This is a genomic window from Desulfovectis peckii (genome assembly GCF_055391705.1).
Genome location: NZ_AP042409.1, coordinates 1,102,065 through 1,124,811, shown reverse-complemented (window position 1 = coordinate 1,124,811; position 22,747 = coordinate 1,102,065). Strand labels below are relative to the sequence as shown.

Annotated in this window: 24 protein-coding genes and 1 other annotated feature; of the genes, 23 read left to right on the top strand and 1 reads right to left on the bottom strand. The window is 42.7% G+C overall.

All coding sequences use genetic code 11. From position 1 onward, the window contains the following. The first annotated feature begins 2 nt into the window (after nt 1-2). The 9 genes from mutL (at nt 3) to ACZ5NG_RS05625 (ending at nt 8,910) form a co-directional block, all read left to right on the top strand. Nucleotides 3-1,835 carry a DNA mismatch repair endonuclease MutL gene (gene mutL, locus ACZ5NG_RS05665; RefSeq protein ID WP_464253013.1) on the top strand — a complete coding sequence of 611 codons (1,833 nt, stop codon included), beginning with the start codon at nt 3-5 and terminating at the stop codon, nt 1,833-1,835. Next, nucleotides 1,832-2,632, top strand: coding sequence for a class I SAM-dependent methyltransferase (locus ACZ5NG_RS05660; RefSeq protein WP_464253012.1), 801 nt, complete (start codon nt 1,832-1,834; stop codon nt 2,630-2,632). Before mutL ends, ACZ5NG_RS05660 begins: the two co-directional genes overlap by 4 nt. A 1-nt stretch (nt 2,633) precedes the next feature. Then, on the top strand, nt 2,634-3,584 hold the full coding sequence (gene miaA, locus ACZ5NG_RS05655; RefSeq protein ID WP_464253011.1) for a tRNA (adenosine(37)-N6)-dimethylallyltransferase MiaA: 951 nt from the start codon (nt 2,634-2,636) through the stop codon (nt 3,582-3,584). 105 nt (nt 3,585-3,689) lie between these two features. Beyond that, entirely contained in the window at nt 3,690-3,932 is a 243-nt protein-coding gene (gene hfq, locus ACZ5NG_RS05650; RefSeq protein ID WP_464253010.1) for an RNA chaperone Hfq, read from the top strand. A gap of 124 nt (nt 3,933-4,056) precedes the next feature. Beyond that, the gene (locus tag ACZ5NG_RS05645; RefSeq protein ID WP_464253009.1) at nt 4,057-5,022 is read left to right on the top strand and encodes an AAA family ATPase; all 966 of its coding nucleotides are present in this window, start codon (nt 4,057-4,059) and stop codon (nt 5,020-5,022) included. 287 nt (nt 5,023-5,309) lie between these two features. Next, nucleotides 5,310-6,551 (top strand): methionine gamma-lyase family protein, encoded by a 1,242-nt coding sequence (locus tag ACZ5NG_RS05640; protein ID WP_464253008.1) that lies wholly within the window; start codon nt 5,310-5,312, stop codon nt 6,549-6,551. A gap of 151 nt (nt 6,552-6,702) precedes the next feature. Then, entirely contained in the window at nt 6,703-8,058 is a 1,356-nt protein-coding gene (locus ACZ5NG_RS05635; protein ID WP_464253007.1) for an acyclic terpene utilization AtuA family protein, read from the top strand. Beyond that, nucleotides 8,058-8,378: a DUF4387 domain-containing protein gene (locus ACZ5NG_RS05630; protein ID WP_464253006.1), complete on the top strand. Its 321-nt coding sequence runs from the start codon at nt 8,058-8,060 to the stop codon at nt 8,376-8,378. Before ACZ5NG_RS05635 ends, ACZ5NG_RS05630 begins: the two co-directional genes overlap by 1 nt. Nucleotides 8,379-8,508: 130 nt before the next feature. Beyond that, nucleotides 8,509-8,910: a MerR family transcriptional regulator gene (locus tag ACZ5NG_RS05625; RefSeq protein ID WP_464253005.1), complete on the top strand. Its 402-nt coding sequence runs from the start codon at nt 8,509-8,511 to the stop codon at nt 8,908-8,910. Between the two features lie 88 nt (nt 8,911-8,998). Here the strand turns inward: ACZ5NG_RS05625 and lexA are convergent, their stop codons facing one another. Next, nucleotides 8,999-9,619: a transcriptional repressor LexA gene (gene lexA, locus ACZ5NG_RS05620; RefSeq protein ID WP_464253004.1), complete on the bottom strand. Its 621-nt coding sequence runs from the start codon at nt 9,617-9,619 to the stop codon at nt 8,999-9,001. 178 nt (nt 9,620-9,797) lie between these two features. On the opposite strand from lexA, the gene ACZ5NG_RS05615 reads away from it, so the two are divergent. The 14 genes from ACZ5NG_RS05615 (at nt 9,798) to ACZ5NG_RS05550 (ending at nt 22,261) form a co-directional block, all read left to right on the top strand. Further along, complete coding sequence (locus ACZ5NG_RS05615; protein ID WP_464253003.1) at nt 9,798-11,165, top strand: sigma-54 interaction domain-containing protein; 1,368 nt, start codon at nt 9,798-9,800, stop codon at nt 11,163-11,165. 164 nt (nt 11,166-11,329) lie between these two features. Continuing rightward, nucleotides 11,330-12,172, top strand: a complete 843-nt coding sequence (locus ACZ5NG_RS05610) for a fumarate hydratase (RefSeq protein ID WP_464253110.1) — start codon at nt 11,330-11,332, stop codon at nt 12,170-12,172. A 22-nt stretch (nt 12,173-12,194) separates the two neighbouring features. Then, nucleotides 12,195-12,755 (top strand): Fe-S-containing hydro-lyase, encoded by a 561-nt coding sequence (locus tag ACZ5NG_RS05605; protein ID WP_464253002.1) that lies wholly within the window; start codon nt 12,195-12,197, stop codon nt 12,753-12,755. 75 nt (nt 12,756-12,830) lie between these two features. Continuing rightward, complete coding sequence (gene mdh, locus ACZ5NG_RS05600) at nt 12,831-13,766, top strand: malate dehydrogenase (protein WP_464253001.1); 936 nt, start codon at nt 12,831-12,833, stop codon at nt 13,764-13,766. A gap of 176 nt (nt 13,767-13,942) precedes the next feature. Beyond that, nucleotides 13,943-14,626, top strand: a complete 684-nt coding sequence (locus ACZ5NG_RS05595) for a zinc dependent phospholipase C family protein (RefSeq protein ID WP_464253000.1) — start codon at nt 13,943-13,945, stop codon at nt 14,624-14,626. Between the two features lie 146 nt (nt 14,627-14,772). Then, a complete protein-coding gene (locus ACZ5NG_RS05590) occupies nt 14,773-15,186 on the top strand; it encodes a Fur family transcriptional regulator (RefSeq protein ID WP_464253109.1) in 414 nt (137 codons plus the stop codon). 25 nt (nt 15,187-15,211) lie between these two features. After that, nucleotides 15,212-16,150, top strand: a complete 939-nt coding sequence (locus ACZ5NG_RS05585) for a metal ABC transporter substrate-binding protein (RefSeq protein WP_464252999.1) — start codon at nt 15,212-15,214, stop codon at nt 16,148-16,150. After that, nucleotides 16,140-16,889 carry a metal ABC transporter ATP-binding protein gene (locus ACZ5NG_RS05580; RefSeq protein WP_464252998.1) on the top strand — a complete coding sequence of 250 codons (750 nt, stop codon included), beginning with the start codon at nt 16,140-16,142 and terminating at the stop codon, nt 16,887-16,889. The genes ACZ5NG_RS05585 and ACZ5NG_RS05580 overlap by 11 nt, the downstream gene beginning before the upstream one ends. A gap of 17 nt (nt 16,890-16,906) precedes the next feature. Then, nucleotides 16,907-17,749 (top strand): metal ABC transporter permease, encoded by an 843-nt coding sequence (locus tag ACZ5NG_RS05575; RefSeq protein ID WP_464252997.1) that lies wholly within the window; start codon nt 16,907-16,909, stop codon nt 17,747-17,749. A gap of 9 nt (nt 17,750-17,758) precedes the next feature. Further along, nucleotides 17,759-17,968 (top strand): hypothetical protein, encoded by a 210-nt coding sequence (locus tag ACZ5NG_RS05570; RefSeq protein WP_464252996.1) that lies wholly within the window; start codon nt 17,759-17,761, stop codon nt 17,966-17,968. A gap of 202 nt (nt 17,969-18,170) precedes the next feature. Beyond that, complete coding sequence (locus ACZ5NG_RS05565; protein WP_464252995.1) at nt 18,171-18,965, top strand: cell wall hydrolase; 795 nt, start codon at nt 18,171-18,173, stop codon at nt 18,963-18,965. 145 nt (nt 18,966-19,110) lie between these two features. Further along, on the top strand, nt 19,111-19,785 hold the full coding sequence (locus tag ACZ5NG_RS05560) for a hypothetical protein (RefSeq protein WP_464252994.1): 675 nt from the start codon (nt 19,111-19,113) through the stop codon (nt 19,783-19,785). Between the two features lie 83 nt (nt 19,786-19,868). Then, nucleotides 19,869-20,119 (top strand) — a binding site (T-box leader). Between the two features lie 261 nt (nt 20,120-20,380). Next, nucleotides 20,381-21,364: an ABC transporter substrate-binding protein gene (locus ACZ5NG_RS05555; protein ID WP_464252993.1), complete on the top strand. Its 984-nt coding sequence runs from the start codon at nt 20,381-20,383 to the stop codon at nt 21,362-21,364. 114 nt (nt 21,365-21,478) lie between these two features. Beyond that, nucleotides 21,479-22,261, top strand: coding sequence for a lipase family protein (locus ACZ5NG_RS05550; protein ID WP_464252992.1), 783 nt, complete (start codon nt 21,479-21,481; stop codon nt 22,259-22,261). Nucleotides 22,262-22,747 lie beyond the last annotated feature (486 nt).

The following is a 22,747-nucleotide window of genomic DNA, read 5'->3' as shown; positions in this document are numbered from 1 at the left end:
ACTTGCCTAAAATTCGTATTTTAGATTCAGATACCGCCAATAAAATTGCGGCCGGCGAAGTAATTGAACGGCCGCTGTCTGTTGTTAAAGAGTTGGTGGAAAACGCCTTAGATGCCGGTGCTGACAGAATTGTCATTGACATCAAGGACGGTGGCAAAACAACAATTACCGTCAGTGATAACGGTTGCGGCATGGAGCCGCCGGATGCGGAAAAGGCTTTTTTAAGACATGCCACCAGCAAGATTAGCCGGGCAGAAGATTTGTTCAGCATTTCCACACTGGGCTTTCGCGGTGAGGCACTGCCCAGTATCGCTGCCGTAGCCAAGGTAACCCTGCTTACCAGAACGCCAAATTCCGATGTCGGAGTGAAAATTGTCGTCGAAGGCGGAACGGTGGTGGAAAATGAACCCATTGGCTGTCCCGTAGGCACTAAGGTTGTTGTGCAGGATTTGTTTTATAATACGCCGGCGCGCAAAAAGCACCTTAAAAGTGCGGCTGCCGAAGCGGCTTTAATCAGTGATATGGTTTCCCGCTTGGCGCTGTCCCGGCCCCATGTGGCCATGAAGTTAACCTCGCAAAACCGCGTGCTGGTTGAATCACCGGGAACAGGCAAACTGTTGGATGCCATCGCTGCTGTAAACGGCATTCAGGTAGCGAGAAAAATGATCCCGGTAGAGGGAGAAATGCCCGGCATCCACCTCAGCGGTTATGTCAGCAAACCGGAATTAAACCGCGCCAGCAGAACACATCAAACGATATTAATTAACGGCAGATACGTAAAAAGCAAAATGATATCTGACGCCATAAAAGACGGTTATCATACCTTGATGTCTTATAATCGTCATCCGCTGGCAGTGTTGGCTATTGAAGTTATGCCCGGAATGGTTGACGTAAACGTGCATCCGACAAAAATGGAAGTACGAATCAGCCATGAACGGGAATTAATAAAACTTATTACCGGCGTAGTGCAAAAAGCGGTGCGCACGCCTTTGTCGGTGCCGCAAATAGAACAGCTTTCCGGTAAAAATACCGAAGAACTGACAACTTATTCTTTTGCGGAAAACAAGCCGGAGCAGCCGGCATCAAACCAGCAAGTAAGAGAAGAAAAGCAAACGGAAATTAAACCGGCAAGTGGGGCACAAGAATATACGGCGGAAAACAAGACAGAGCAGGCGACGCTGCCGCTGAAACCGCCGCCTGTTTCCCAACATACGCTGAAAAGAGCCGTTGAAGAACCTGCCCAACAAATGTTAAGTGAGGCGAGGGACGTTTTAGAGGGGCAAAGGTTTCCGGAATTGTTTCCCCTTGCCCAACTGTTGCCCACATATATTTTAGCGCAAGGTGCGGGCGGTTTATATATTATCGATCAGCATGCGGCACATGAAAGGGTCCTCTTTGAGCGTTACCGAAAACAAAGCGAGGATGAACAGGACAGCCAGATGCTGCTGATGCCGGTGGTTTTAGAGCTTAGCCAGCAAGAAGTGAATGTGTTAACAGAGCATATTTTAACCTTTAGACGGTTAGGTTTTATATTGGAACACTTTGGTGGCAACACTTATTTACTGCGGGGAGTACCGGCCGGTTTTCCTCCCGGGGAGGAAGGGGCATTTTTCTTTGATGTGCTGGATACCGGCACCGATCATTTTAACGATGCGTTAGCGGCCAAACTAGCCTGCTGCAGCGCAATAAAGGCCGGTCAAAAACTGTCACATCAGGAAATGCAGACATTAATTGGGCAAATGGCCGAGTTAGAAAACCCCTATACCTGCCCGCACGGTCGTCCCACCATGATTCAAATGTCGTTCCAAGAACTTGCTAAGAGGTTTAAGCGATGAATAATGTAAAGCAAACCCAAATTGTAACCACTTCGCTGAATATATCGGCACCGCTGATTAAGCGGGCAAAAGAAATTGCCGCTGAATTAAAAATTCCTTTTGTTAAAAGAAAAAATATACCCCTTTACGAATTAGAAAAACAATATAACACTACAGGTATTTTGGTAGTGGCAAAAGATAAACTGTCTATTTACGTCAAAGGAGAGGAATTCTTTTTTCATCCGGGAATGGCAAAATTGCGCATCAAAGAGATAAAAAATGGTAATACTGATAGAATGATTGAAGCGATGAACCTTTGTGCCGGCGACAGTGTGTTGGATTGTACCCTGGGATTAGGTGCCGATGCCATTGTGGCAAATTACGTGGCCGGCAGGGAGGGTTCGGTAACAGGCTTAGAGGTAAATCCGCTGATGGCCTATGTGGTCAGTGAGGGAATTCGCTGTTACCAAACTGATAATAAAGAATTGACACAGGCCCTGAAAGGTATCAAAGTCATCAATGCCGACCATCGCCATTATTTGAAAACACTGCCGGCAAAGAGCGTAGATATTGTTTACTTCGATCCGATGTTTCGTCGGCCGTTACATAAATCAGCCAGCATGTCTCCGCTGAGAAAATTGGCTGAACATTCGCCTTTAGATAAAGAAACGATTAGTGAGGCTTGCCGGGTAGCTAAAAAGAGAGTGGTGATGAAAGAAAGTTCCCGCAGTGAGGAGTTTTCCCGCTTGGGCTTTAAGAAAATAGAGAACAGCAAATCACCTGTTACCTACGGCGTTATTGAGGTAGGAGGTGATTAAAATGGCACATAAAAAACCGCTATTGGCGATTGTGGGGCCGACTGCCACCGGCAAGACCGCCGTTGGCGTTCAGCTGGCATTAAAATTAAAGGGTGAGGTGGTCTCAGCTGATTCCATGCTGGTTTATCAGGGCATGGATATCGGTACTGCCAAGCCAACTAAAGATGAGATGCAGGGCGTGCCCCATCACATGATTGACATAGTTAAGCCGGATGAGGATTACAGCGTGGCCCGCTATCAAAAAGAGGCAGAACAAGTGATTGCTTCGCTGCACCAAAAAAACAAACTGCCCATTTTGGTCGGCGGTACCGGATTGTATATCAGGGCGGTAATTGATGAATATGATTTTGCCGCCCCCGGTGAGGACGGCGAACTGCGCAAAACCCTTTACCAACAAGCCCAACTTAAAGGAAATGAATGGTTGCACAGTAAGCTGGCAGAAGTAGACCCGCCGGCGGCCGAAAAAATACATCCCAATAATGTGCGGCGGGTAATCAGAGCGCTGGAGGTATACAAACTTACCGGCAGGCGCATTTCCAGTATGCAAAGGGCCAGTTACAGAACAAATGCCAAATATCAGCTGGCAATATTCGGCTTAACCATGCAGCGCAATTTATTGTATCGTCGCATTGAACAGCGAGTGGATCAAATGATTGCCGCCGGACTGGTAGAAGAAGTAAAATCCTTGCTGGACAAAGGAATTAAGCGTTCAATGACCGCCATGCAAGGCTTAGGATATAAAGAAATTGCCGCCTATCTGGCGGGGGAAATTTCCTTGGAAGAGGCAATAGAGCTGATAAAAAGGGATACCCGCAGATTTGCCAAAAGGCAGATCACTTGGTTTAAGCGGGATCCACGCATACATTGGCTGGATGTGCATAATTATGATAATATAACAAAACTATCTGAGGAAATTATTGCTCTAATGCAGGAAAAGTTTTCTAGTGTGTAGAATAATTCATAATCCGGAAAAAAATGTTTTTACGGTTGAAAGTTTAAAATAATTAGCGGTAAAGCTTATATATTTAGAAAAAAGAGATAAACGGAGGTTATCCCCATGACCAAATCCCAAATTAATTTACAAGATGCCTTTTTAAACCAAGTGCGCAAAGAAAATATCCCTATTACCATGTTTCTCATAAACGGTTTTCAACTGAAAGGATTGGTACGGGGGTTTGACAATTTTACAGTGATCATCGAAAGCGACGGAAAGCAAATGATGGTATACAAGCACGCCATCTCTACCATTAGCCCGTCGCGCCCGGTAAGTACGATACACAGTGAAAATAAAGCGCAATAAAACCCCTTTAACAGGGGTTTTTTTATTTTGCCTGTCAAAAATTAGCCATTTTGATTTTGGTTCACTATTCACCTCTGAGCGAGTATACATGGTAACAGTATCACAGCTTACGAGGTGACACGACTTGGTAAAGATCAAAATGTGGCAGCATCCTGAACGGGCAGAAGTTCCCAAAATTAAAAGCCTTCCACCGCGTAAACATATGCGGGCCACCAAATCAACTGAAGAAGTGGCAATGGAAAATTACAACAATGCAAAAAGTGTTCAGGAGATAATGAAAGAAATCAATCAACTGGTGGGCTTAAAAAGCGTAAAAAAACTGATTCATGAACTGTATGCCTATATAGAGATTCAAAAAATACGCCAAAAGGAAAAGCTAAAATCTGAACCAATGGTTTTGCATATGATTTTTAAAGGCAACCCCGGTACCGGCAAAACTACCATTGCCCGTTTGTTGGGACAATTATTTAAAGAAATGGGTGTGCTCAGCAAAGGACATATCGTAGAAGTAGAAAGGGCAGATTTGGTTGGTGAGTACATCGGACATACCGCCAAACGCACCCGCGAACAGGTGAAAAAAGCTCTAGGGGGAATATTGTTTATTGACGAAGCCTATTCTCTTGCCCGGGGCGGAGAAAAGGATTTCGGCAAAGAAGCGATTGATTGTTTAGTTAAAGCGATGGAAGATCATAAAGACAATTTAATTTTGATTTTAACCGGTTACCGGCGGGAAATGGAAAGGTTTATTGAATCAAATCCCGGTTTGCGCTCCCGATTTCCCATTCATATTAATTTTCCTGACTACACCATCAATGAACTAATGGGAATTGCCAAGTTAATGTTAGACCAGCGGCAGTACAGCTTAACAGACGAAGCGAAGGAACAACTGCGAATATCAATTCAGGAACGTGCCATGAGGCATCCCCACAGCGGCAACGCCAGAATGGTGAGAAATTTAATTGAAAGAGCAATCCGCCTGCAAGCAGTGCGCTTGGTTAACAGCAACAGCAGCTCTTTCAGTCGGGAAGAACTAATAACCATAACGGCAGAAGACATCGCCAATGCCCATGATGATTTGACGGATGATTAGAAAGATAGTTAGACAGCAGACAGTTGACAGTTGGCTGGTAGCCCGGTAGGGCACGGTTTTGAGCGTGCCGCTGCCTTGGCGTCCCAAAAGCAACTTTACATTTACGAGAACGGGCAGATGTAGAACTAAAGCTTCCGCTTGCGCCCTATGAATGGCCTTGACGGAAGCTAAGTTTTCTTTATATAGTGTAAAGACCTAGCTGGCAACCTTCCACTAATAAGACACAAACCGGCAGAATATGATAAAATATTCTAATCGGACAAACTTTACCGGCAGGAGGTTAATTAATGACTGATTTAGATAAACTGGCACAAGAAGTAGAAACCGAAATACAGCATGTATATCAGCAGATTGATGAAATATCCGCCCTTAACCACCGCCGGGTACTGCAGGCTTTTCATCATGCCCGGGTAAGTGATTTTCATTTAAAGGGCGGTACCGGCTACGGTTACGGCGAGGCCGGACGGGATGCACTGGAAGAAATTTATGCCGAAGTATTTGGCGGGGAAGCCGCTTTAGTAAGGGGGCAAATTGTTTCCGGCACACACGCCATCGCTATTTGTTTGCTGGGCGTGCTAAAACCCGGTGATGAGCTGCTGGCCGTTCAAGGGGAGCCCTATGATACTCTGGAAGAAGTAATCGGCATTCGCAGCAACTCCCCCGGTTCTTTAAAAAGTTACGGGATTAAGTACCGCCAGGTGGATCTGCTGCCAAAGGGCAACATAAATTGGCAAGGGATAGAACAAGCGTTAAATAAACAAACTAAAATGGTGTATATTCAGCGTTCCAGGGGCTATGCCTGGCAGCCGTCGCTGACCATTAAAGAAATAGAAGAGCTGATTAACTTTATAAAAGAGCGCCGGCCGCAAGTTATTGTTTTTGTGGACAACTGTTACGGTGAATTTGTTGAAGACCGTGAACCCTGCCATGTTGGGGCAGATTTAATTGCCGGTTCATTGATCAAAAACCCCGGCGGCGGCATTGCCCCTACCGGCGGATACATTGTCGGGCGAAAAGATTTAGTAGATTTAGCGGCCAACAGATGGACCGCTCCGGGAATCGGCGCGGAAGTAGGGCCGACATTAGGTGTCCAGCGTCTGTTAATGCAGGGTGTTTTTCTTGCCCCACATATTGTGGCGGAGGCGTTAAAAGGCGCGGTATTTACCGCCCGGTTGTTTGAGCGGCTGGGCTATGAAGTAACGCCGCGATATGATGAATATCGCAGCGATATTATTCAAGCAATTAAATTGGGAACCGCAGAAAAGCTGATAGAATTTTGCCGTGGCCTGCAAAGCGCCTCACCGATAGATGCCCATGTCCGCCCGGTACCGGACGGAATGCCCGGCTATGAAGATGCGGTAATCATGGCTGCCGGCACCTTTGTTCAAGGAGCTTCCATTGAGCTGTCCGCAGACGGCCCGTTAAGAGAACCCTATGCCGTCTATGTGCAAGGGGGATTATCCAAAGAATACGTCAAACTGGGCGTGCTGTCTGCGGCCCGTGCACTACTGAAACTGGAAAACAACTAATTTATATTTAATAATAAACAGTGCTTTAATGGCACTGTTTATTATTAATATCAAATTTTTTGTGAATATAATTGCTTATTAGAATGCTAAAGGTTACTATTAATAGTGTTATATGATATTATAATTACAAGCACATTAGGAGGTTGAATTGATGAACGAGTACCGTGTTCTTTCGCCGACAGCCATACTGGGCTACGGGTTTCCGGAAGCCTCGTTTCAAGAGGGATTAAGACGCAATCCCGATGTTATTGCAGTGGATGCCGGTTCAACGGATCCCGGGCCGTACTATCTCGGTGCGGGCGTATCATTTACCAATCGCAATGCCGTTAAACGTGATTTAGAATTAATTATTCATGCCGGCTTGGAACGCGGCATTCCGGTATTAATAGGTACGGCCGGCGGCAGTGGGGCAAATTGCCACTTAGATTGGAACTTACAAATTATTAAAGAGTTGGCCGGTGAGCACAACTGGCAATTTAAACTGGCCGTTATTGAAGCGGAAATGGATAAAAATTTTTTGCTGCAAGAATTAAGGAACGGCAAAATTAAACCGCTACATCCGGCTCCGGAGCTTACCGAGGAGGATATTAATCAATCTGCACATATTGTTGCCCAAATGGGCATGGAACCGCTAATTAAAGCCTTAGATGACGGGGCACAAGTGATATTGGCGGGGCGCTGTTATGATCCGGCGGTTTTTGCCGCTGATGCCGTCCGCAAGGGTTACAATCCCGGTTTGGCCCTGCACATGGGCAAAATTTTGGAATGCGGAGCAATTGCGGCCCTGCCCGGCAGTGGCAGCGACAGCTTAATGGGAACATTAACTGCCGACAGCTTTATTATTGAACCATTAAACAAAGAACGGCGCTGTACCACTACCTCTGTTGCGGCTCACACACTATATGAGAAAACCAATCCGTTAGAATTGCCCGGCCCCGGCGGTGTCCTCAGCCTGAAAAAAACCACGTTTAAGCAATATAGCGAGAGTGCTGTGCAAGTAAAGGGCAGTGAACTTATTCCGACAGATAAATATATGCTTAAGCTGGAAGGGGCTAAAAAAATCGGCTACCGAACAGTTTCTATTGCCGGTTGCCGCGATCAAATAATGATTAAGCAAATAGATGAAATTATTGAAGCCGTTAAAAAGCGCGTTCAAGATAATTTTCAACACCAAGGATATAATTATCACCTACATTTTCACGTATACGGAAAAAACGGCGTGATGGGGGATTTGGAACCGGAACCCGTTCCCGCACATGAGTTAGGTATAATAATCGATGCCGTTGCCGATACACAAGATATTGCGGATACTATTTGCAGCTTTGCCCGCAGCACCATGCTGCATTACGGTTATCCCGGCCGTATTGCCACTGCCGGCAATTTGGCATTTCCTTATTCGCCGTCTGATTTCAAAGTGGGGGCGGTTTATGAATTTAGCGTTTACCATTTGCTGGAAGCAGATGATCCCTTGGCATTATTTCCGGTGAAAATGCTGGAGGTGAAATAATGAGCGCCGTTTCCATTGTTGAATTAGCCAAAGTAATCCGAAGCAAAAATTCCGGCCCTTTTGAACTGACACTGGATATTATTTTTAAAGATGAATTGAGCTATCAAAAAGCAGTGCAGTCAAAAGTAATTAATAAAGAGTTAATTTGCCGACTGTATGCCATTAAAGAGGAGGATATAATCGATATTGTTGAATTTCCTCAGGCATTGGCCATAAAGATAACCATAGTGAGAAGAAGACCCTCCGGTTCAATTGGCGAGACCGATGTTTACGGGGCGCAGCAACATGCGCCGCTTTTAAAAATAAAAATACCTATTTAAGTGAAAATGTTGTTTTTTAGGGAATTTTCAACGTTATTGTAAATCAAATTTCAATTAATATATTTACAAATGTGTTTTGCAAATATATAATGATAAAGTAGCTAACTAAAAGGAAAAGGTGGTTTTAAGCATGGTTCTAGTTAACGATGACCAACCTCTTTATAATATCGGTGTTGTTGCTGAGTTATTAAATGTTCACCCTGAAACCTTGCGCATATGGGAAAAACATAAATTAATCGAGCCGGCAAGACGCAATAAGCAGCGTCTGTACACCAATAACGATATTAAAAGATTAAGATTTATTCACTATTTAATTAACGAAAAGGGATTAAATATTGCAGGGGTACAACATACGCTTGCTTTGTATCCGTGCTGGACCGTTAAAGGCTGTAACGGCGGAAAGCGCGAACAGGAAGGCGGGGTTAACAAAAATAAGCCTTGCTGGAAGGAACAAGATACTTATTGCTTTATCATACAGGATAAGGCCGATTACTGCAGTACTTGTGAACTTTGTAAAGAAGCAATGAAATAATAATACCAGAGTGCTAAAAAGACACCTATACAACATTAGAGGTGTCTTTTTTAATAAAAAATAAATTTTATTGACCTAAAGTAACTTTTTACAATTTTCTCATTAAGCCGATTACTTTGCCGATAATGTTGACGTCTTGTACAATTATCGGTTCCATATCTTTGTTTTCCGGCTGTAAACGAATGAAATTTTTTTCTTTATAAAACCTTTTTACGGTAGCTTCATTTTCTATCAGCGCAACAACAATATCCCCGTTAACGGCATTGGGCTGTTTGCGCACCAAAAGCAAATCTCCTTCCAATATCCCGGCCTCAATCATACTTTCACCGCGTACCCTTAAAATAAACAATTCGCCGTAGCCGGTAAAAGTTCTGGGCAATGTGAAGGTGTCTTCAATGTTTTCTACCGCCAGCAGAGGAAGCCCGGCGGCAACTTGTCCGATAACCGGTACTTCAATAAATTCATCATTATCTACCCTTTCTAATTCAGGCAAATCGTTTAATATTTCAATGGCCCGGGGCTTAGTAGGGTCGCGACGTATATATCCCTTTTGCTCTAACCTTCTTAAGTAGCCATGCACAGTAGAACTGGAACTAAAGCCAACTAGCATACCTATTTCGCGCACCGAAGGAGGGTATCCCTTTTTACGGATATTGTCTTTTATTACTTGCAAAACTGCCTGTTCCCGATCGTTGAGCTCACTATGCAAGTTAAAACATCCTTTCAATAGTTTTGGTTAATTATAGCACAAAACCGGCTAAATGGTAAACGTTTGTTCGCATTGTTGACAAATTTCAATTATTTAATGTTTTGGACACATTTATAGAAGGAATTTTCCGAATTGTGTGGAAATGTTAAATTATTCTAAGGTAAAGTGGTGATTTTCAGTGCTGCCGTTAGAAGTATTGTCTAGTATTTTGGACGCTGTCCCTGAACCAATTGAAGTAGCAGATTCTTTTGGCAATATTATATTTGTAAATAAAGCTTTTAGTGAAATCACCAATATGCCGGCAGAAAAACACATTAACCAAAACATTTTTAAAGTGTCACCTGATGGAATTTTAGCCCAGGCATTAAGCACAGGAAAGGCAGTAACCGGTCAGCGTTTAATTGTCGGTGGCAACAAAATTGAAGTAGTGGCCAACGCCTATCCGATAATTACAGACGGAAAGTTAAAAGGGGCAGTGTTAGTTTTCCAGCAGATTAAAAATTTTATGAGCATCATCGAGGATTTAAGAAAAAGCAACTTCACAATTGAAAACCTATCTAATAAATACAGGCAGGTAACCAGCAGCAAATACACTTTTAATGATATTATTGCCGCCAGCAATGAAATGAAACAGGCAGTGACAGACGCCCAACATGCCGCGAAAAGCGATACCCCGATTTTGCTTTTAGGGGAATGCGGCACAGAAAAGGAAATCTTTGCCCATGCCATTCACAGTGTAAGTAACAGGGGCAACCGGCCCTTTATTACCGTTAACTGCGCAGCGGTTGCAGACGATATGTTAGAAAGTGAACTTTTTGGAACGGAAAAAGGTGCTTTTAATACGGCTGAAAAAGATAAAATTGGGCAAATAGAACTGGCTAACGGCGGAACAATATTTTTAGATGAAATAGGCGCACTGAATGCCCAGCTTCAGTTTAAGCTGCTGCGTTTTCTGCAGGAATCTACTTTTCAACGGGTGGGCGGAGTAAAGCCAATCAAAGCGAATGTGCGCATTATTGCCGCTACCGCTCACAACATACGCCGGTTGATCAGAAACGGCAAATTTAGAGAAGACTTGTTTTATCGGCTTAATGTAATAGAAATAAACATTCCGCCGCTGAGAAAACGTAAATGTGATATCGAACCCTTATGTAATACAATAATAAAAAAGCTCAACCGCAAACTGGGTAAAAGGGTCAAAGGCCTATCACCTAATGCCCTTCTGGTATTGCAAAATTACCGCTGGCCGGGGAATGTCAAGGAACTGTATAGCGTGCTAGAAAGGGTAATGCTAACCTCACAGGATGAATATTTAACTGCCGATTCACTTAAACCTTATTTAGTCGGCTGTACAAATAACAATTCAATTGACATTATGCCGATTGATAAAATGGAAAAAATATTGATTATAAAAGCATTGGAAACTTACGGCATGTCAATGACGGGAAAACGGCAGGCCGCCTCCACGTTAAATATTTCATTGGCTACTTTGTATAATAAGATTAAGAAATACAACATTCCATTAAAGAAAATTAAACAAAAATAACCTTCTTAAAAGAAGGTTATTTTTTATAGCCAACTAATTTTTAAAGTATTGCTGGTAGCAGTAAACTCTGTTTTTGCTGTATAATTGACGGTAACTTAACAAATAGGCTAATTAAAGCAGGTTAGACATTTTAACAGATTGGCACACAAAAGGGGGCGTGAAAAATTAAAACTATTCAGTGCAGTGAAATTACTAAGACAGTAGCAAAACTTTGTCAAGATGCTTGCTATTACTTAGGAGAAGATATGATTCATGCGTTATCTACTGCTGCAGAAAAAGAAGTATCACAAAGCGGCAGAGAAATATTGAAATTATTAATTAAAAATGCCCAAGTTGCCAAAGAAGAACAAATTCCCATATGTCAAGACACCGGCTTTGCGGTAGTTTTCGTAGAACTGGGTCAAAACGTACACATCGAAGGTGGGGATTTTGTTGAGGCAATAAATGCCGGGGTGCGCAAAGGTTATCAAGAAGGATACTTGCGCAAGTCCATTGTCGGCGATCCCATTGACAGAGTTAACACCGGCGATAACACCCCATGTGTGATTCATACGAAAATTGTTCCGGGAGACAACTTAAAAATTACCGTCGCCGCTAAAGGCGGCGGCAGTGAAAATATGAGTGCCTTAAAAATGCTTAAACCGGCTGACGGGCTGGACGGGGTGAAAAATTTTGTTATCGACACCGTTAAAGCCGCCGGCCCCAATGCCTGCCCGCCGCTGATCATCGGTGTTGGCATTGGGGGCACGATGGAAAAGGCGGCCCTTTTGGCCAAAGAGGCGCTTTTGCGGGATGTCGGTTCCACCAACCCCAATCCAAAGCTTGCTCAATTAGAAAAAGAATGGCTAAAGGAAATCAATCAGCTTGGCATCGGCCCGCAGGGCTTTGGCGGCAGTACAACGGCATTGGCGGTGCACATTAAAACCTTTGGCACGCACATTGCCAGTCTGCCGGTGGCGGTTAACCTCAACTGCCACGCTGCCCGACATAAAACTGCCATACTGTAAAAATATATAAGAAGGTGAACCAATGTCACAGATACGCATAACTACGCCGTTAATGGATGATATAATCAGTAAATTGCGCATCGGCCAACAGGTGCTAATCTGCGGAAAAATCTATACCGCCCGCGATGCGGCACATAAAAAGATGGTAGATTTATTGGAAAAAGGGGAACCGCTGCCGATAGATTTACACGGCCAAATTATCTATTATGTCGGTCCCTCTCCCACCAAACCGGGCAGAGTAATCGGAGCTGCCGGCCCGACCACTGCCGGCAGGATGGATGCCTATACTCCTAAAATGCTGGCACAGGGCTTAAAGGGAATGATAGGCAAAGGAAAACGCTCACCCGAGGTAGTGGAGGCAATAAAAAAGCATAAAGCGGTTTACTTTGCCGCCATTGGCGGTGCAGCCGCGTTGATCAGCAAGTCTGTGAAGCAGGCTAAAGTGGTTGCCTATCCGGAACTGGGCCCGGAAGCGATTCACGAACTGCTAGTGGAAGATTTTCCGGCCATCGTGGTTAATGATCAATACGGCGGAGACTTATACCAAGAGGGGGTTAAAATATACGCCGCCAAGGAAATATAAACTATAGTAAAATTTACCTGAAACCGTGATACAATATTATCTGTTGAAAATTATACAGTTTGAGGAGGCAATTAAATGAAAAAGCGCAACAAAATAACTATTGTGGGTGCAGGGAATGTAGGCGCAACCTGTGCTCATTGGGCAGCATCAAAAGAATTAGGAGATATTGTCCTCATTGATGTGGCGGAAGGCATACCGCAAGGAAAGGCTTTAGATTTAATGGAGGCGGCACCCATTGAAGGCTTTGACTGCAAGATCATCGGTACTAACGACTATGCGGATACTGCTGATTCCGATGTGGTTATTGTTACCGCCGGCATTGCCCGCAAGCCGGGAATGAGCCGGGATGATTTATTAAGTACTAATGCGCAAATTGCAGTGGAAGTTGGAAAAAACATTGCCCGGTATTCGCCAAATGCCTATGTAGTTGTAGTCTCCAATCCGGTAGATGTTATTACTTATATAATTCTCAAAACCACCGGATTTGAACCCAATAGAGTGATGGGTATGGCCGGTGTGCTGGATTCCGCCCGCTACCGCACCTTTGTTGCTTTGGAACTGGGAATTTCTTTTGAAGATGTCAGCGCCTTTGTACTGGGCGGTCACGGCGATGACATGGTTCCGCTGGTTCGCTATACTTATGCCGGCGGCATTCCGATTGAAAAGCTGATACCCAAAGAAAGAATTGACGCTATTGTAGAGCGCACCCGTAAGGGTGGTGCGGAAATTGTCGCCCACCTAAAAACCGGCAGCGCTTACTACGCGCCGGCTGCTTCCGTCATTCAAACCGTAGAAGCTATCTTAAAGGATAAAAAGCGCATTTTACCGGTGTCTGCATACTTAAAAGGCCAATACGGTGAAAAGGATATTTGTGCCGGAGTTCCGGCCATTATCGGCGGCAACGGCGTAGAAAAAATCATTGAAGTAGATCTTAACGCCGAAGAAAAAGCCGCCTTGGAAAAATCCTTCCAATCGGTAAAAAATGTACTGCAAAAAGTTAACTTGTCATAATCTGCTTAAAAAATTCAGCAGTAGCTTAAATGCCTACTGCTGAATTTTTTTGCCCCAAAATTTTAGAGCGGCATACTTTACAACTTTTTCACTTTTCACCTGCAAATTCTCTGCCGTTATAAAAAGCACCATTTCGGGTAAAATTATCTCTAAAAACATAAAAGGGGCAGCGTGATTTGAACACTTTTACCTGGAATGTCACCAAATTATTACTAACGGCAGCTTCGCCGATTCAAAAGCTGGTAAATGATATTCCCAGCAATACCCATATCTTTTTAAATCATCAGGCGATAAAAATATTGGCCAATGACGGCTACTGCAGCATAGCCCGGTATTTAAACAAACATATAGAAAAGATCAATCAAGGGGTAATTTGGGCAGATAAAAACTGGAAAAATGTTGCCCATTACTTTAATCCTCAAAAAAACAGAGGCATTTGGCCCTGGCCGGATGCCCGGGATGAGTGCCGCATATACTTTAGTCAATCTTTAAAGTATTGGCAACAAGGCCTGCTGGAAAAATGCATGTTTTATCTTGGCGCTGCCGTGCATATTGTGCAAGATATGTCTAACCCTTTTCATGCCCGCAGCATGCCTTTTTGCGGCCACACCGGCTATGAAAGATGGGTGCAATGCCACTGTCATGAATACGCGGTAAATGACGGCGGTTTTTATCAAGCTGCCAAATCGCCGCAAGAATGGGTAGAAAGTAATGCCAAAACATCTTGGCGCTATTATCCGGATGTGTGTAATCAGCATTCTGCAGAACAATACCATAAAGTTACCGCCATTTTACTGCCCAAGGCTCAACGCAGCACTGCCGGATTCTTTCACTGGTTTATTGAGCGGGCGGCAAGATAATTTACTCGGATATTTACTTATCCGAGTATTTTTATTTTAGAAAATGTATCTTGATGTAACGATATTCACCTTGACATAAAATAACAGAAGTGCTATAGGTATATTAAGCATAAATAAGAATAGTTATTATTTAGGAGGCGTTTGCGCTGGTAGACACTAAAGATTATCTGAATGAACTGAAAGAAAACGGTTATAAAATTACTCCCCAGCGTCAGGAAATTTTAAGGGCATTATCGGCAAATAAAATGCAAACTGCAGAGGAAATTCACCAACAAGTAATTGTAAACCAACCCAATGTCAGTCTTGATACCGTTTACCGCAATTTAAACCTGCTATTGCAGTTGAATATTGTCTGTGAGGCAAACTTTGGCGACGGCAAGAACAGATTTAGACTTTGCGGAGACAAACATCACCATCATATGATTTGTCTTAAATGCGGTTATTTAGTGGAGTTGGATTTTTGTCCGATGGATCTAATCGCAGACAAAATTAACCGTAAGAAATTTAAAGTGGTTGACCACAATTTTGAAATATTTGGTTATTGCGACAAATGTTTGTAAAGACTATTAGTATGGAGGAAGGATATTGAAGAAATCAAAGTATTTAATTTTTTTAATAATCACAGTGCTGATGTTGACAATTACAGGCTGCACCAGCCAAACTATTACCGACGCAGAAACGGATAAGTCTTATGCTGTGGTAATATGTACTACCATTTATCCGCTGTATGATTTTGCTTCCAACGTAGGTGGGGAAAAGGTGCGGGTAATAAATCTATTGCCGGCCGGTGCAGAACCCCATAGCTGGGAACCATCCCCTCAGGCCATTGCCCTTTTACAGCAGGCTGATTTGTTTGTCTACTGCGGGGCAGGCTTGGAACCATGGGCAGAACAAGTTATATCTTCCTTTGGTGAAAAAGGGCCAACGGTTGTTGACAGCAGCAAAGGGATTGAGCTAATTAAAAGTGATGGTGATGAACATCATCATGGCAGCGACCCGCATATTTGGTTGGATCCGTTAAATGCCAAACAACAGGTAGAAAATATCTTAACGGCTTTAATAAAAATTGATCCGGAAAACGCTGCCTACTACCGCGAACAGGCACAAGCCTATTGCCGTAAACTTGACGCGCTGGATGAAAAATATCGGGAGCGGTTAGCCAATGCGCCTTTGAAAAAGTTTATTACTTCTCATGATGCATTTGGTTATTTGGCCAAGCGTTATGGTTTGGAGCAAATATCCATCCGCGGTGTTAATCCGGAAATGGAGCCGACTCCGGCTCGGCTGGCGGAAATAATTTCGTTGGCTAAAGAAAATAATATTAAGTACATTTTTTTTGAAAGCTTAATAAACCCCAAAGTCAGTGAAACCATTGCCGCTGAGCTTGGGGGAGACACCTTGGTGTTAAATCCGATTAGCAGTTTGACTGAAGAAGAAATTAACCAAGGGAAAAACTACCTTTCGCTGATGGAAGAAAACCTCTATAACTTAGAGCTTGCACTGGGGGTTTCAGATGAGCAGTAAACAAATTTTAGAACTTAATAAGGTCACCTTTAGCTACGGATGTCATACCGTGCTGGAAGATATCAGTTTAACCATTAATGCCGGTGACGCCGTAGGCATTACCGGGCCAAACGGGGCAGGGAAGAGCACGCTCTTAAAACTGATTTTAGGTTTATTAAAGCCGACTTCCGGTGCGATTAAGCTGTTTGGCGTCCCGGCCCACAAATGTACCGGGCGTATGCGAATTGGCTATGTGCCGCAAAAGGCCACCGCCTTTAATCAAGGCTTTCCGACAACAGTGCTGGAAACGGTAGCAGCCGGCAGAATTGCCAAACGCGGGCTGTTAAAGCCGCTGAACAATGAAGATTACAGGCTGGCAGAAGAAGCACTGCGCTTGGTTGGCCTGTACCAATTAAAAAACAATCGCCTGTCAACCCTCTCCGGGGGGCAGCAGCAGCGCGTATTTATTGCCAGAGCAATTGTATCCAAACCTGATTTGTTAATTCTTGATGAACCTACTGTGGGTGTTGACGTGCAGAACCAAGCATTGATCATTGAATTGCTGCAGAACTTAAATAAAAAACACGGGCTAACAATAATTATCGTTTCCCATGAGCTGGAGCTAATAAAAAACCTAATCAACCGACAAGTATGTTTGGATAAGAAAATTTGTCATTGTTCATGCCATACAGGCGATAAAAATTCCCTTAAAAACATAATCTGCTCTAAAAGCGTGGAAGAAAGTTTTGCCATTAATTAATATATAAAGGTGATTAAATGTTTGAGATTTTACAATATACCTTTATGCAAAATGCCTTTATTATCGGTTTGGTTGTGGCCGTCATTTGCCCTTTAGTGGGGCTGTTTATCGCTTTGCGCCGCATGTCGCTAATCGCCGATGCACTTTCTCATGTATCATTTGCCGGTGTGGCCGCGGGCTTAATGTCCGGGGCCAATCCGATTATCGGCGCCACTGTTTTTGCGGTAGGCGGAGGGTTAATTATTGAAAACCTCCGTCAGCGCTACCGCAATTACTCTGAGCTGGCCATTGCCATTATGCTGTCAACCGGTGTCGCGCTGGCTGCAGTATTATTGGGTATTGGGAACGGATTAAACGCCAATATACTGACCTACCTTTTCGGCAGCATTATCATTAATAATCGCACCGACGTAATCATTGTGCTCACGGCCGGTTTAGTTGTATTATTGTTAATAACAGCATTATTTAAAGAATTGTACTTGATATCTTTTGATGAAGAAACTGCTTTCGTGTACGGCTTGCCGGTAAAAACAATTAACATCATCTTTACGGTAGTCACCGCACTGACCATTGCTGTTACCATGCGCATTGTAGGAATACTTTTGGTTTCCTCTTTGATGATTATGCCGGTGGCCACTGCATTGCAGTTAGCTAATAGTTTTAAAGGTGCATTAACACTGTCTGTTTTATTTGCGGTGGTATCTGTTATTTTGGGGTTGATTTTATCATTTTACTTAAACCTGCCTCCCGGCGGTACTATTATACTGTTGGCTGTTTTGATACTGCTGACGGTAATGGTCATAAAAACGCTGGGCAGTGAGCTACATCATGGACACGAATTAATTAAAAAAGCTAACTGAGGTGGAGTTATGGCTGTTTATCGTATACTGCGAAGAAAGAAGGCAGACCTAGAAAACCGCTGTTTGCTGGATGAATACAAAACTTGTGATCACTGCGGCGAATGCAAACGCTGTGACTTAGTTTATGAAAAAATTTGTGATAACTGCGGTAAATGTTTGGATGAAGCGGATTATAACGGGATAATTATTGACGAAATTAGATGGGATGAAATAAAATAAGAAGGCAGAAGCACAACGAGTTAAACGGCTCGTTGTGCTTTTTTATTTTTTTTGTATCAGTTGATTGGCTAGGCAGAAAGCGGCTTTGAGGGTTTTTACCGCCATTTTAACCATTTGTTTCCAAAAGGGATCATTGTAACAATGTCGAAGTTACATTAGAGATATAAGCACAGATAAAAAAATAAAAATTAGGAGGGAAAGAGTGAGAAGAAAAATAGGATTATTTTTTGCGGGTTGTATGTTTTCGCTGCTTTTAACTGTACCGGTAAGCGGCATAGAAGCAGCCACCGTCTATACGGTGCAAAAGGGTGATTCACTTTATTTAATTGGACAAAAATTTGGTGTATCTGCTGCTCAAATTCAACAAGCAAACGGACTAAGCAGCAGCATGATTTACCCGGGACAAAAACTGTCAATACCCGGTACAAGCAGTTCAAGCGGGGTATATACCGTACAAAAAGGAGATTCACTGTACTTAATCGGAAAAAAATACGGCCTTTCTTATCAAGAAATTATGCGGGCAAATAACTTAAACAGCACATTGATTTACCCCGGGCAGCAACTGCGTATTCCTGCCGGCACTACTGCCGATCGGGGTGCGGTAAACCGTACGGCTAGCGCACCGGCAAACGTGGCTGCCAATGAATTTGAACTGTTGGCCAGGCTGATAAATGCTGAGGCCGGGGGAGAGCCGTACACTGCTCAGGTGGCAGTGGGGGCAGTGGTATTAAACAGAGTGAGTCACCCTAGTTTTCCGAACAGCATCAGTGAGGTAATCTATCAAAAGAGCGATGGATTTTACCAATTTACACCGGTACAAAACGGCTATATTAACGTTCCGCCGACAGATTCAGCCCGTCGTGCCGCCCAAGATGCAATCAATGGGTGGGATCCGACAAACGGAGCAATTTACTTTTTTGAATCTGATGTAACTAATAAGTGGTTGCAATCAAGACCCTTTGCAGCTAAAATAGGCGCATTTACTTTTACCTATTAAAATTAATCAGTTAAAAAAAGCCGGAGAATTTCCGGCTTTTTTTATTAGTTTATTGTGTTTGATTAACGGCGGTTATTGTATATAATTTTAAAAAGAAAGCCGGGAAGTGGTTTACATAAAAAATTTATACAAAGGAAATTAAGTTATGTCTGATATTTGGAAGGAATTGTATAAAAAACTAAAAATAGACCCGCATACAGTTGTCTTTGAAAAGAAATCGGCAGCTAATGATGCCTTGCTTAAGCATCTTTCGGGTGGTGTGATCAGCAAAACCCATGTTTACATCAGAAGTGACGTTGACCCGTTGATGGTTGACTATATTAGGGCCCATGAACTGTGCCATCACTACCTAATATACGAAAAAGGATACTGGTTCTTTTTTGAGGAAAAAGGCACTGAGAACCCTGTATTTTCTCTAATCATGAGCTTTTCTCACCATTTTACAATAGACAACATACTAAAGGCATGCGGGTTTGATATTATCCGTTGGCATCAGGCACAGTACAACTATTGCCAAAATGCTGCCGAAAAGGGCTTTACGTCTGATTTAGACGCTATCGGCAAGACACTAAACTTAATTGAGCTAAATTATTGGTTAAAGAACAATGCCTTAGAGAAATATAAAAAGGACTTTATCAGGCATAACAAAAAAACCGCTGCAATTTTCAAACTATATGAAACAAAGATATGTGAGCTGATTGAAAAGGGCCTGATTTTTACCGCTTTTGGTTCTAAAATTGTACTGACGGAATTACATAAAACCTTAAAATTACCGCCGTGCAAAATGTACTGTTTTGAGCTGCACAGCCTTCAGCTTTAAGCAGTAAGTAATAAATAGAACTTGGTAAAAAAGTATTGACAGAACAACAGGTTCTGTTTATTATAATCTTAATTTAAAATTGGCTATTTACGATGATGGAGAAAAGTAGGTTAATTGCGACCCTTCAGGGAGAAGAAGCCGTAGACTGGAAGCTTCTTTAGGGGAGGATTAATCGAAGTTCCCTCCGGAGTTGTTGTGCTGAACTACAAAGTAGGTGCAACCGGAATTCCCACCGTTAAAAGGGAACAGGTATCGGACTGATCTGTCCCGTACCGGTAAAGTGGCATTTTTGCAACTAGGGTGGTACCGCGGAATGTAACATTTCGTCCCTTGAGGATGAAATGTTTTTTTATTTTATCCCTCTAAACATACCGGTACCCTGGGCCTGCGATCATTCCCGTACCTGGCTGAGGTGGACTGTTGTTACAGTCAACTAGGGTGGTACCGCGGATTTAACTCTCCGTCCCTATATGGGAGCGGAGAGTTTTTTATATTTTGCGAAAGGGGGGAGCGTCGATAATATTTAGACCAATTGACTGAACGGAAATTGAGAATCTCATAAATAAAAATAAAATTTCAAGGGGAGGCATAAATAATGAAAAAGCTGTTAATTCTTCTTTTAGCGGCTGTGTTGTCGGTTGGTTTAATAGGCTGTGGCAGTGAAACTACAGGCAGTGATAGTTCTGAAACGGTAAAGTTAGGGATTATTCAAATTGTTGAACATCCGTCTCTTGATGCAGCGAGAAGCGGGTTTCTGGATGTACTGAAAGAAAACGGATACGTTGAGGGTGAGAATTTACAAGTGGATTATGAAAATGCCCAGGGCGATCAAGCTAACTTGCAAACTATAGCCCGCAAATTTGTTCAGCAGCAATGCGATTTAGTGCTGGCCGTTGCTACACCGTCTGCTATGGCCATGGCAAATGAGACAACTGATATACCGATTCTTATTACGGCAGTTACTGACCCGGTAAGCGCCAAACTGGTAAACAGCCTTGAAAAGCCGGGCACAAATGTGACCGGAACGACAGACATGAACCCGGTTAAAGACCAGCTGCAGTTAATAAAAGACATCGTTCCGAATGTCAAAAAAGTAGGAGTAATTTATAATTCCAGTGAAATTAACTCGCAAATACAAGTTGATATTGCTGAAGAAGCTGCACCGCAGCTGGGTTTAGAAATAGTTAAAATGCCGATCACGGCCTCAAACGAAGTGGTGGCGGCAGCTCAATCTTTGGTAGGTAAAGCGGATGCTATTTATCTGCCCACCGATAACATGGTGGTTGCTTCGGTATCGGCGGTAGTAAAAGTTGCTGAAGATAAAAAAATTCCTCTTTTTGCCAGTGAGCAGGAATCCGTTAAAAAAGGAGCGGTAGCTACTGTTGGCATTGATTACTACGAATTAGGACGTACTACCGGTGAAATGGCTTTACGGATATTAAAGGGCGAAAAACCCCAAGATATGCCCATTGAAAGCCAAGAAGGCTCAAATATCGTTATTAACATGCAGGCAGCTTCCAGAATGGGTGTAAGTATTCCAGTGGAAATTAAAGAAAAGGCACATACAATTATTGAGTAACATAAATACCCTGGTCAATTAGACCAGGGATTATTTGTAACCAAAGGCAACAACTTTCAATATTATTATCATTAAATATTGATTATTTTGCTTTTAAGCAGGGGGAAGTATTTTATGATGGGATTTGACTTTCAGCTTGCTTTATTTTTCATGGAGCGATGCTTAGATGCATATAAGCTGTATGAAAACAACGGCTATTTTGATTTGCCCGAAGGCTATGAAATTGTAAGCACCTTTAAAGCTAAAGCGTTAAACCCGGAGGCTTTTGGCACCAACGCTTTTAAAAACGAAGCCTGGTTTGGCTATATAATTGAATCGGCAAACAATATTATCGTTGCCTTTCGGGGAAGCAGATCTTTAAGTGACTGGCTAAACAACATCGACTTTCCGCAAACCACTTTTCCCTTTATTGCAGATGAGGCAAAAACCCATTCCGGATTTACCGACATTTATTCGTCATGCCGGGACGAAATTATCAATACCCTGCAATTGTTGCCGTTTTACAAAACACTGTTTATAACCGGTCACAGTCTTGGTGCGGCTTTGGCTACGCTGCACACTTTAGACGCTGCCGCTAACACCAAATTCAAGCATCCGGTAATGATTAACTTTGGCTCCCCGCGGGTAGGCGATCCTAACTTTGCTCGGGCTTTCAACCGGAGGGTATCATACAGCGTGCGTATTGCCAACATCTATGACATCGTACCCCATTTACCGTTTAAAAAAATAAAATCTCCGCTGATAAAAAAAGTGTGGCATTATGAGCATGTAGATAAATATCTGCCAATAGCCTTTCGCACCGGAAGCGTCATTGGCGATCACATCAGCAAGTATTATTACATGGCCTTAAAAGACATTGCCGCCGATTATTACACTACAAAAACAATGAAACATTAGAATGAAACATTAGAATGAAACATTAGTATGTAGATATTTAACTAATAAATGTTGCTTTTTAAGTTTTTAAAGCTTTGTAAGTAATGGTAAAGCCAACTAAACGGACAAGCTGTTTAGAAATTTATTTTTTTATTTTAAATTATTTTTAATAAGACCATTACAAACCACCAAACAGAAAAATGGATAATAGGTGACTTAATAACGGCACAACTTATCTGTGAAAACGGAACATCTGTAGGATGTATTGCCTATGGTAAATCAAGAAATGTTCGCTACATTACTAAGATTAACAACAATCAGTGAGATTTTACGGAAATTATATTCAATAATTAAGCTTAGATTTTCAGTCCTTGTATAAACACATTTTATTAATGAGGGAAGGAGCCGTTTTTAAAAAATATTGGTTCCTCTAATAAATATTATGTAAACTAGAATAATAAAAAAGAAGGGGCCATAATCTAAAAACGCCGGTAAATAACAACAATA